Source organism: Pseudomonas sp. GM80, from assembly GCF_000282515.1.
Taxonomy (GTDB): domain Bacteria; phylum Pseudomonadota; class Gammaproteobacteria; order Pseudomonadales; family Pseudomonadaceae; genus Aquipseudomonas.
Genome location: NZ_AKJD01000161.1, coordinates 1 through 5,457, shown reverse-complemented (window position 1 = coordinate 5,457; position 5,457 = coordinate 1). Strand labels below are relative to the sequence as shown.

Genomic DNA, 5,457 nt, shown 5'->3' with positions numbered 1-5,457 from the left:
GCAGCCTGCGGCAGCTCCTACATGGGATTGCGTTCCTTTGTAGGAGCTGCCGAAGGCTGCGATCTTTTAGCGTTTCAAACCTTAATGACCATTCCCGGAATGCCCACCCGCATGCCCTGCCCCCGCGCCCTTGCCGGCCTCACCTTTGCGGCCGCCTTCGGCTTCGTGCACAGGGGCTTTCTGCACTTGCTGACCTAACTGATCAACCGCCTGCAAATTGCTTTTACGCACGGTCTCGACAAAGCCCTGATACGGCAGATCCGTCACCCCGACCAAGCCGAAATGACCATTCTCGCCATCGAGCAGACGCCCGGTCACCGGTTGATCCAGATACTGGAACCAGTGCACGCCGACAATCGAAGGCTCGCTCAAGGCCTGCTTGAGGAAATTGGCGTAGGCCGGGCCACGATCTTCTTCTTTGCTCAGTTGCGTCACGCCGCCCCAGAACGGGCCGCGATCAGCGGAGCCGAAGTTGAACTCGGTAATCAACACCGGTTTGTCCAAGGCACCCAGCGCGGCAAAGTCATAACCATCCTGTGGCTTGAGCGTGTACATGTTGAAACTCAGCACATCGCAGTACTGCGCGCAGGACGCCACGGCTTCCGGAGTGCTGATGGCGAATCGGCCGCCCAAAAGCATCTGGTTTGGCGCGTGCCATTTCAGCGAGTCGGAAATGGTCTTGAAGTACGTGTCAGCGAAGACCTTCTGGAAATATTTGAAGTCGGCTTCGATTTCCGGGTGTTCCGGGTTCGGCAATGGTGGTTCGAAGCCTGGGTCTTCCATCAATTCCCACGCCGGCAGGTCAATGCCCCAAGCCTTCGACAACCCGGCCTGATTGCGGTACTTGTCGCGCAGTTGCTTGAGGAACGCACGCTTGGCCGGCACGTCGGTGGTCATTTTCAGCGTGCCGTAGGCCAGCGCGTAACGCGATTTCGGGTCAGCGCCGGGACCGGCCCAAGCCAATTCGTTGTCGGCGTAATAGCCGATCAGCCACGGATCGTCACGGTGATCGCGGGCAGCAATGGCCACGGCGCGCTCGGTGGCCATGGCGAAACGCGGGTCGAACGGATCGGGCATGCCGCCCCACCAGTCGCTGCCGGTGCTGATGCTGGTGTAATCGCCAACGATCGACAGCGGCAAGGTGTACGGCACCCGCTCGGCATCGCCCAGTTCAGGCGCGCTCCAGTTGCCGACCGTGTTGAAGCCCCAGGCTTGCAGGCGATCAAGCGTGTGGTTGGCCCACTGCGACTCATCAATTGTTGCTTTACACGGCGCGGAAGTCTTTTCGCTGGCCACTTGCACGGTTTCAGTCTTGGCGGCTTCGGCGACGCCAGACTTCGGCTCGGCCGGTACAGCGGCAGGTTCTGATGCCTTGGCGGCAGCGGTTTCAGCCGCTTCAGCTTTCGCCGCTTCAGCAATGCCGGATTTGCTTTCGCTGTCCGCTTTGCACGGTTCGCCGTACACACGCTGCAAGTTGGCGCCGTAGAAGTCATACCAACGCCCATTACCGTAGCCACGGCCCTGATCGGCGCCGTTGCCGCCACGGTTATCGCCTTCGCCGAAATGTCTGGCCAGGGGCTCGTCGGCTTTGGGCAGCGATTCGAACATGTACTCGCGACCGGCCACGTAGGTCTGGTTGACGTCCGGGCTGACGGTGTTGACGCCAAGGGAGTAGAACGGGTGCCCTTCCGGCGTCACCAGATACCAGCGACCATCACGCTTTTCCGTGCGGAAGAAGCCACTGGCCTTGAACGCCGGGCCTTTGTTCCAGCCACCGAACTTGTCCAGCGAGGACTTCTCGCGTTCGGCCAGCCAGGTTTTCAGCTGTTGCTGTTCCTTGGCGGCGGCGGATTTCAGCTGTTCGTCATTGGCGACTTTTTCCGGCCATTTGCTGCGGGTCGATTGCCCGTAGGCGTCGACCAGATTGCCATAAACAGCCTGGGTCACCGAGTCGCCGTCCTGCACACCGAAACGCTCGAGCAGCAGGCTCTGGGCGACTTTCGGCTGATCCATCGACAAGCTCACCGAGACCACCTGGCTGCGATCAATCTCACCGCTGCTGCTGGCCAGCAAAATCCGCTGGCCATCGACGGTCATCGGCATCGGCGGGCCGGCCTTCATGCCCTGGCTCAACGGTGCAGTCGCCACCAGTGGCACCAGCAACGTCTGCGCAGGACCTGCCGGCAGATCGACGCGGCTGACCAGCGTGCGGCCGTCATTGCTCTGGATTTGCACGTAAACGGTGACAGCCCAGTTCATCGCGCTCTGCAAGCGCAGGGTCATCATCCCCGACTGCGACCAATCCCAGGCTCCGGTTTGCGGGGTCAGGCGCAAAGTCGGGCGGGCCACCGGATTGAAGGTTACCCGGCGCAGCACTTCGCCTTCAGCCGTCTGTTCGGCATTGGCTTGCGGCAAATCGGCGTTTTCTGTGGCGATCTTTACCACGTCGGCCGGACGCACAAAGTTGAACAGGGTCTGCTGACCGGCTGGCGCTGCGAGCAACGGCGCAGCGAAGATCAAGGCGAAAACGGCAGGCAACGAACGGCGAATCATAAGAACGGAGTTCTCCCTAACGACCAACTGAGGCCAATGGAAAAGCGATGGCAGAGAGATAGACAACGCAGTGGGCAAAACTGCCCACTGATGTCTCAGGATATTTCACGACGGAAGGGCGGCAACGCATTGAGGATCGCCTTGCCATAGCGCTGGGTGACCAGGCGCCGATCGAGCAAGGTGATGGTGCCGCGGTCTTCTTCGGTGCGCAGCAGACGCCCGCAGGCCTGAACCAGCTTCAGCGAGGCATCGGGCACGGAGATTTCCATGAACGGATTGCCGCCACGGGCTTCGATCCATTCCGACAACGCCGCTTCGACCGGGTCGTCCGGCACCGAGAACGGGATCTTGGCGATCACCACGTGCTCGCAGTACGCACCCGGCAAGTCGACACCTTCGGCAAAACTGGCGAGACCGAACAGCACGCTGGAATCACCGCCATCGACCCGCGCCTTGTGCTTGTTCAGGGTTTCCTGTTTCGACAGGTTGCCTTGAATGAACACTTGCTTGCGCCAGTCGCGGTCGAGGCCGTCGAACACGTCCTGCATCTGTTTGCGCGAAGAAAACAGCACCAGCGTGCCGCGCGAGCCTTCGACCAGATCCGGCAGATCACGAATGATCGCAGCGGTGTGCGCGGGGGCATCACGCGGATCGGCTTTCAGATCCGGCACTCGCAGCACGCCGGCATCAGCGTGATGGAACGGGCTCGGCACCACGGCGGTGACGGCTTTTTTCGGCAGACCGGCACGCATGCGGAAGCGGTCGAAGGTGCCCAGTGCGGTCAGGGTTGCCGACGTTACCAAGCAACCGTAGGCGACGTTCCACAGGCTGCGGCGCAAGGTTTCAGCGGCCAGAATCGGGCTGGCGTTGACCTCGATGTCGAACAGCGAACCGCTTTCGGCCAGGGTAAGCCAACGCGCCATCGGCGGGCTGTCTTCCGGGTCTTCGGCGGTGAAGGCTGTCCACAATTCCCAGTTGCCGGAGGCGCGGGACAACAGGCTGCCGAACAGCGGATACCACTCTTCCGCCTGATTGCTGGCGATACCGATGTTGACCTCACCGTCCATGCCTTCCTTGAGCAGGTCGGTCAGACGGGTGAACAGATCGTTGAGGCGCGAGAAGCCCTTCTTCAGCTCGATGCCCATTTCGCGCATGTGCTCGGGAATCACCCCGGCGACGAAACGATGACGCGGCCGCTCACGGCCCTCGACATCTTCGCCGGGTTTGAAATCGGCAACCTGCTCGCAGGCGCTGAACATGAACTGTTGCTGGGCCTTGATCTCCCGCGCCAGCTCCGGCACCTGCTCGATCAACTTGCCGAGATCGCCCGGCAGCGGATGCTGGGCGAGCAGTTTGGTAAGGTTCTTCGCGGTGGTTTCCAGCCAGTCAGCGGTGGAACGCAGGCGCGTGTAGTGGGCGAAGTGGCCGATCGCCTTGTCTGGCAGGTGGTGGCCTTCGTCGAACACGTAAATGGTGTCGCGCGGATCGGGAAGCACCGCCCCGCCGCCCAAGGCCAGGTCAGCGAGGACCATGTCGTGGTTGGTGACGATCACGTCGACCTTGCCCATGCCTTCGCGGGCCTTGTAGAAAGCGCACTGGCCGAAGTTCGGGCAATGACGGTTGGTGCACTGGCTGTGATCGGTGGTCAGACGCGCCCAATCGGCGTCTTCCAGCGCGTTCGGCCAACTGTCGCGGTCGCCGTCCCATTTATTGCCGGCGAGCTTTTCGATCATGCTGGTGAACAGCTTCTGACTGGCCTCATCGACCTCGATCTTGAAGCCTTCTTCTTCGAACAGCTGGGCGGTGGCGGTTTGCGCGTGACCTTCCTGCAAGAGCATGTCGAGCTTGGACAGGCACATGTAGCGGCCACGGCCCTTGGCCAGAGCAAATGTGAAATTCAGCCCGCTGTTGCGCATCAGGTCGGGCAAATCCTTGTAGACGATCTGCTCTTGCAGGGCGACGGTCGCGGTGGCGATCACCAGACGCTTGCCGGCGGCTTTGGCCGTGGGGATCGCCGCCATGCTGTAGGCCACGGTCTTGCCGGTACCGGTGCCGGCTTCCACCGCAACAATTGCGGGGTCGCCACTGCGCCGGCCTTCGTCGTCGGTGTCGATATCCCCGAGGACTTTGGCGATTTCAGCGATCATCAGGCGCTGGCCGTAACGCGGCTTGAGGCTCTTGGCCTCTAGAAAACGCGAGTAGGCGCCCTGGATCGTGGTTTTGAGTTCAGTGCTGATCATTGAGTGTCGGGCGCAAAAACGCTGGATAAATTTTCAGTGGTTCGGTTCGGCGGCTATCATACCCCGCGAATCGATCCCGCGCAGAACGGAGTACCCCAATGACACCTTTTAGCCTCGTTTATCCCCTGCATGTCCTGTCCGCCCTGGTGTGGGTCGGCGGCATGTTTTTCGCCTGGATGGTCCTGCGCCCCGCGGCTGTGAAGGCCCTCGACGGACCTGCCCGCCTGACCTTGTGGGTGGAAGTGTTTCAAGGTTTTTTTCGCTGGGTCTGGGTCGCGGTGATCCTGTTGCCGATCAGCGGCGTGGGCATGTTGCATCTGCAGCAGGTCGGGTTTGAGACCGCGCCGAAGTATGTGCAGGTGATGATCGGGTTATATGTGGTGATGACGGCGCTGTTTATCCGGATTCAGGGGCTGATGCTGCCGGAGTTGCGCACGGCGGTGGACGCGAAGGACTGGCCGGCGGGTGCGGCGGTACTGGGGCGGATTCGCCGAGTGGTGGGGATTAACCTGATTGTCGGGTTGGTGCTGGTGGCGATTGCGGCGGCGAGGCCGATGATCTGAAGATGATCGTTCCCACGCTCTGCGTGGGAATGCCGCAAGGGACGCTCCGCGTCCAGTGACGCGGAGCGTCACGGGCTGTGTTCCCACGCAGAGCGTGGGAA

3 protein-coding genes are annotated in these 5,457 nt (G+C 61.5%); 1 reads left to right on the top strand and 2 read right to left on the bottom strand.

All coding sequences use genetic code 11. The annotated features are described in order from the left end of the window. Positions 1-81: 81 nt before the first annotated feature. Positions 82-2,553: a beta-galactosidase gene (locus PMI37_RS22600; protein ID WP_008085358.1), complete on the bottom strand. Its 2,472-nt coding sequence runs from the start codon at positions 2,551-2,553 to the stop codon at positions 82-84. A gap of 95 nt (positions 2,554-2,648) precedes the next feature. Next, positions 2,649-4,793 (bottom strand): ATP-dependent DNA helicase DinG, encoded by a 2,145-nt coding sequence (dinG, locus tag PMI37_RS22595; RefSeq protein ID WP_008085357.1) that lies wholly within the window; start codon positions 4,791-4,793, stop codon positions 2,649-2,651. 98 nt (positions 4,794-4,891) lie between these two features. Here dinG and PMI37_RS22590 point away from each other — a divergent pair, with 98 nt between their 5' ends. Then, positions 4,892-5,356, top strand: coding sequence for a CopD family protein (locus PMI37_RS22590; protein ID WP_008085356.1), 465 nt, complete (start codon positions 4,892-4,894; stop codon positions 5,354-5,356). Positions 5,357-5,457 lie beyond the last annotated feature (101 nt).